The organism is Streptomyces sp. WELS2 (assembly GCF_013870595.1).
Taxonomy (GTDB): Bacteria; Actinomycetota; Actinomycetes; order Streptomycetales; family Streptomycetaceae; genus Streptomyces.
This window is the reverse complement of sequence record NZ_JACBWZ010000387.1, coordinates 1-5,733: the sequence shown is the minus strand read 5'-3', so window position 1 is coordinate 5,733 and position 5,733 is coordinate 1. Positions and strand designations below refer to the sequence as shown.

The 5,733-nt window shown below is 73.2% G+C and carries 5 protein-coding genes; all 5 read right to left on the bottom strand.

The genetic code is table 11. The features are described 5' to 3' along the window. The coding region (locus H5J33_RS21220; RefSeq protein ID WP_181796506.1) for a glucarate dehydratase family protein at positions 1-1,190 on the bottom strand (1,190 nt) is incomplete at its 3' end. A gap of 135 nt (positions 1,191-1,325) precedes the next feature. Beyond that, positions 1,326-2,330, bottom strand: coding sequence for an adenosine deaminase (locus H5J33_RS21215; RefSeq protein WP_181796505.1), 1,005 nt, complete (start codon positions 2,328-2,330; stop codon positions 1,326-1,328). Positions 2,331-2,350: 20 nt separating this feature from the next. Next, positions 2,351-3,256, bottom strand: coding sequence for a ribonuclease Z (locus H5J33_RS21210; protein ID WP_181796504.1), 906 nt, complete (start codon positions 3,254-3,256; stop codon positions 2,351-2,353). A 6-nt stretch (positions 3,257-3,262) separates the two neighbouring features. After that, positions 3,263-3,616: a histidine triad nucleotide-binding protein gene (locus tag H5J33_RS21205; RefSeq protein ID WP_181796503.1), complete on the bottom strand. Its 354-nt coding sequence runs from the start codon at positions 3,614-3,616 to the stop codon at positions 3,263-3,265. Positions 3,617-3,702: 86 nt separating this feature from the next. Continuing rightward, on the bottom strand, positions 3,703-5,733 hold a 2,031-nt coding region (locus H5J33_RS21200; RefSeq protein WP_181796502.1), incomplete at its 5' end, for a S41 family peptidase.

Below are 5,733 nucleotides of genomic sequence, written 5' to 3'. Positions count from 1 at the left end.
TCCCGGTCCAGTTCGACGCCGAGGCCGGGCGCGTCGGACACGGCGACCCGGCCGTCCCGGAAGGCGATCCGCTCGGTGAGGACGTCCTCGGACTGCCAGGGGTAGTGGGAGTCGCAGGCGTGGTGCAGACCGGGCACCGTGGCCGCCACCTGGGTCATCGCGGCGAGGCTGATGCCGAGGTGGGTGTTGGAGTGCATGGAGACGCCGACCCCGAAGGCGGCGCAGACCGCGGCGAGCCGCTGGGTGTTGCGCAGCCCGCCCCAGTAGTGGTGGTCGGACAGGACGACCTGGACGGCGTCCTTGGTGAACGCCTCCTTGATCTCGCCGAAGGTGGTCACGCACATGTTGGTGGCCAGCGGCACGTCGGTGCCGGCCGCCACCTCGGCCATGGCGGGCGTGCCCAGCGTCGGGTCCTCCAGGTACTCCAGGACGTCGCCCAGCTCCTTCGCGACCTTCAGGGAGGTGGCGACCGACCAGGCGCCGTTGGGGTCGAGCCGCAGCGGGTGCCCGGGGAAGGCGTCGGCGAGGGCGCGGACGGCGGCGATCTCCCGCTCGGGCGGGAAGACCCCGCCCTTGAGCTTGAACGAGCCGAAGCCGTGCCGCCGCCGGAGCAGGCGGGCCTGCTCGACCACGCCGGCCGGGTCGAGCGCGGCGCCCCACTCGTCGGGCTCGGCGGAGACGCCCGCCGGGTGCCCGTCCCACTTGTAGAAGAGATAGGCGCTGTACTCGACGGTGTCGCGGACCTTCCCGCCGAGCAGCGCGTGCACGGGCAGGCCGAGCGCCCGGCCCTGGGCGTCGAGGCAGGCGACCTCGAAGGCGGACAGCACCGACAGCCGCAGTTTGTCGGGGGTCTGCACCCCGCGCAGCCCGCCCGCGTCGGTCCCGTCCTCGGTCCGGGAGGCGTCCACGGCCAGCTCGATGCCGAACAGGCCGTTCACATCCATGACCGAGCGCCCGACGAGCCGTTCCGCCAGCGGCCCGGCGAGCTCCAGGTACTTGGTGTCGCCGTAGGTCTCGCCGAGCCCGGTGACACCGTCGGCGGTGACTATCTCCACGATCAGCCGGGGGGTGTACGGCTGGTGCACGCCCTGGGTGTTGAGCAGCGGCTGGTCGGCCACCAGGATCGGCGTCAGCCGCACCTCGGCGATGGTCAGGTCACGGGTCACAGGGAGGCCCCCACCATCTCTCATCCTGAATCACGTCTATATATGAGAACGCAGGCTAGACGGTTCTCCCCCCGGACACCACCCGCAAACGTCACCGTGGCCGGGATCACACACACCCCGGCCACGGCGGTACGGCACTCCTGCGGGTCGTCGCCCCGGCTACGACACGTCGTCCCCGAACTCGTACGCGTCCACCTCGGCGAGGTAACGGGCCCGGCGCTCCTCGTCGTCCTCCAGGAAGGAGGCGAGGAAGGAGTTGCGGGCCAGTTCGCGCAGCCGGTCCCGGGTGAGGCCCAGGCTCTCGTGCACGGCCGCGAAGTTGTCGCCCGCGTACCCGCCGAAGTACGCCGGGTCGTCGGAGTTGACCGTGCACAGCAGCCCGGCGTCGAGCATCGCGGGCAGCGGGTGGTCGGCGAGGGTGTCGACGGTCCGCAGGCGCACGTTGGACAGCGGGCACAGGGTGAGCGGGATCCGCTCCCGGACCAGCCGCTCCACCAGTGCCGGGTCCTCCACACAGCGCAGACCGTGGTCGACGCGCTCCACGCCCAGCACGTCCAGCGCCTGCGTGATGTACTCCGGCGGCCCCTCCTCGCCGGCGTGCGCGACCCGGCGCAGCCCGAGCCCGGCGGCGGCCTCGTACACCTCGCGGAACTTCGCCGGGGGATGCCCGACCTCGGCGGAGTCCAGGCCGACGCCGGTGATCCGGTCCAGGTACGGCCGCGCGGCCTCCAGCGTGAGCAGGGCCGACTCGGCGGACTCGTCCCGCAGGAAGCACATGATCAGCCTGGTGGAGACGCCGTGGTTCGCCTCGCTCTCCCCCAGCGCCCGCCACAGCCCCTCCACGACCGTGCCCATGGACACGCCCCGGGACACATGGGCCTGCGGGTCGAAGAAGATCTCCGCGTGCCGCACGCCCTGCGCGGCGGCCCGGGCCAGGTAGGCGTCGGCCAGGTCGGCGAAGTCGTCCTCGGTGCGCAGGACGGCCATCAGCTCGTAGTACAGGTTCAGGAAGGACTGGAGGTCCGCGAAGCGATAGGCCTCGCGGAGGGCGTCGGTGTCCGCGTACGGCAGGCGCACGCCGTTGCGGGCGGCCAGCTCGAACGCCAGCTCCGGCTCCAGGGTGCCTTCGATATGGAGGTGCAGTTCTGCTTTCGGGAGAGGCATCAAAGCATCGTACGGGTGTTTTACCGCCGTTTCGGAAGCGGCACCCGGAGCAGGTCGTGGGCCACGGTCAGCTCACCCGTGAACCCGGCCGCCCGCGCCTGGCGCTCGAACTCCTCCGGCTCGGTGTAGCGCTGGCTGAAGTGGGTCAGCACCAGGTGCCGCACCCCGGCGTCCCGGGCCACGGCGGCGGCCTGCCCGGCCGTCAGGTGCCCGTGCTCGACGGCGAGGTCCGTGTCCTCGTCCAGGAACGTGGACTCGATGACGAGCAGGTCGCAGCCCTCCGCGAGCGCGTGCACCCCGTCGCAGAGCCGGGTGTCCATGACGAACGCGAACCGCTGTCCGCGCCGTACCTCGCTGACGTCCTCCAGCGCCACGTCCCCGAGCCGTCCCTCCCGCTGGAGCCGGCCCACGTCGGGCCCCTGGATGCCGTGCGCGGCGAGCCGGTCGGGCAGCATGCGGCGGCCGTCGGGCTCGACGAGCCGGTAGCCGTAGGACTCCACGGGGTGCGAGAGCCGGCGCGCCTCCAGGGTGTAGGACCGGGTGACCGCGAGCAGGCCGTCGGCGGCGACCGGGGCCTCGGTGAGGGCGACGGTCTCGCGGTAGGCGGTCGCGTAGCGCAGGCGCTCGAAGAAGCGCCGGCCGGAGCGCGGGTAGTGCGCGGTGATCTCGTGCGGCACCTGGTCCAGGTTGATCCGCTGGATGACTCCGGCCAGGCCGAGGGAGTGGTCGCCGTGGAAGTGCGTGACGCAGATCCGGTTCAGGTCGTGGGCGGCGACCCCGGCGCGCAGCATCTGCCGCTGTGTGCCCTCGCCGGGGTCGAAGAGGATGCCCTCGCCGTCCCACCTCAGCAGGTAGCCGTTGTGGTTGCGGTGCCGGGTCGGGACCTGGCTGGCGGTGCCGAGGACCACCAGTTCACGTACGGACACGGGCTCTTATCCCGGGGGCCACTGCAGGCCGCGGCCGCCGAGGACGTGCGCGTGGGCGTGCCAGACGGTCTGGCCGGCGCCGGAGCCGGTGTTGAAGACGAGGCGGTAGCTGTCGAGCCCCTCCGCGTCGGCCACGGCCTTGGTCTCGGCCAAGACGTCGGCGGCCGCCTGCGGCGCCTCGGCGGCGAGAACGGCCGCGTTCTCGTAGTGGGCCTTGGGGATGACCAGGACGTGGGTGGGGGCCTGCGGGTTTATGTCCCGGAAGGCCACGGTCGTCTCCGTCTCTCGGACGATCGTCGCCGGGATCTCGCCCGCGACGATGCGGCAGAACAGGCAGTCGTTCTGCGGCTCTCCGGCCATGCGCTGCGCTCGCTTTCAGCGGTGATCAATAGGGTTGGCATCGTAGTCGGTCGGGCGCGGATCGTCCCGGGTGCCTCCGGCGCCGTTCAGGACGGGAGTTCCGGAGGCGTCTTCGCGGGGTTCGTCTCCAGCGCCTCCAGCGCGAGCGCGATCGCCGCGTCCAGCTGCGCGTCCGTGCCGGAGGCCCAGTCCTGGGGCCGCTGGACGACCTCCACGTCCGGGTCCACGCCGTGGTTCTCCACGTCCCAGCCCACGCCCTCCAGCCAGAAGGCGTACTTCGGCTGGGTGACCAGGGTGCCGTCGACCAGGCGGAAGCGGCTGTCGATGCCGACGACCCCGCCCCAGGTGCGGGTGCCGACGACCGGGCCGATGCCGAGGGCCTTGATCGCCGCGTTGACGATGTCGCCGTCGGAGCCGGAGAACTCGTTGGCGACGGCGACGACCGGGCCGCGCGGCGCGTCCAGCGGGTAGCTGGTGGGGCGCATACCGCGGGCCAGGTCCCAGCCGATGATCCGGCGGGCCAGCTTCTCCACCACCAGCTGGGAGGTGTGGCCGCCCCGGTTCTCCCGGACGTCGACCACGAGCCCCTCGCGGGCGACCTCCACGCGCAGGTCGCGGTGGATCTGCGCCCAGCCGGGGGCCTGCATGTCGGGGACGTGGAGGTAGCCCAGGCGGCCGCCGGAGGCCGCGTGGACGTGGGCGCGGCGGTCGGCGACCCAGGCGTGGTAGCGCAGGGGCTCCTCGTCGGCGACGGGGACGACGACGGTGTGCCGGGGTTCGCCGCCGCCGGCCGGGGAGACGGTCAGCTCCACCGGGTGGCCCGCGGTGCCGGCCAGCAGCGGGGCGGGGCCCGTCACCGGGTCGACCGGGTGCCCGGCCACCGCGATGACGGCGTCCCCGGGGCGGACGGCGACGCCGGGCGCGGCGAGCGGGGAGCGGGCGTCCGGGTCGGAGGTCTCCGCCGGAAGGATCCGGTCGATGCGCCAGCTGCCGTCCTCGTGCCGGGAGATGTCGGCGCCGAGCAGGCCGTGCCGGGCGCGGCCGGAGCCGCCGCGCGGGGTGACGTAGGCGTGCGAGGTGCCGAGTTCGCCGTGCACCTCCCACAGCAGGTCGACCAGGTCGCTGTGGGTGGCGATACGGTCCAGCAGCGGGCGGTAGCGGTCCAGGATCCCGGGCCAGTCGGCGCCGCCGAGGTCGGGGCGCCAGAAGTGGTCGCGCATGAGGCGGCCGGTCTCGTCGTACATCTGCCGCCACTCGGCGGCCGGGTCGACGGTCTGCCGGATCCGGGCCAGGTCGACGGTCACGCTGGTGTCGCCGTCGTCGTCGCTCCCGGTACGCCGGTCGCTGGGCACCACCCGCAGCCGGCCGTCGCTCCACAGCAGCAGGCGCTTGCCGTCGCCGCTGACCTCGAAGTGGTCGGCGTCGGCGGCGAGGTGCTCCAGCCGGCGCTGGGCGAGGTCGTAGCGTTCCAGCTCGGTGTGCGGGCCGGGGTCCTCGGGGTGGGCGCGGGAGGCGCCGAGAACACCCCGCACGGGGTGCCGCAGCCACAGGACGCCGTCCTTGGCGGCGCGCAGCGTGGAGTAGCGGCCGGCCTCCACCGGGAAGGGGACTATCCGGTCGGCGAGCCCCTCGAGGTCGATGCGGGTGGCCGGGGTGCCCTCGCTGTCGGGGGTCTCGTCCTTGTCGGGGGTCTCGAAGGGGCGGCCGTGGCGCTGCGGGCCGAACGGCGAGGGGGTGGTGGCGGCCAGGGTGATCAGGTGCGGCCGGGCGCCCACCACGAAGGCGAGGTCGAAGACGTGTTCGTCGTAGACCGGGTCGAAGGCGCGGTTGGAGAGGAACGCGAGGTGTTTGCCGTCGAGGGTGAAGGCGGGCGCGTAGTCCTGGAAGCGCAGCGGGGTCGCCTCGGTGACCGACAGGTCGGTGGTGTGGGCGATGCGCAGCTGGGACAGCGGGCGCGGGCCGGGGTGGGACCAGGCGAGCCAGGCGGAGTCCGGGGAGAAGGCGAGGCCGGAGACCTCGCCGTCGTCGCTGCGGTCGACCTCGCGGACCTCGCCGGTCTCGCGTTCGACGAGCAGCAGCCGGCCGGGGTGCGGCGGCAGGAAGGCGTGGGTCATGGA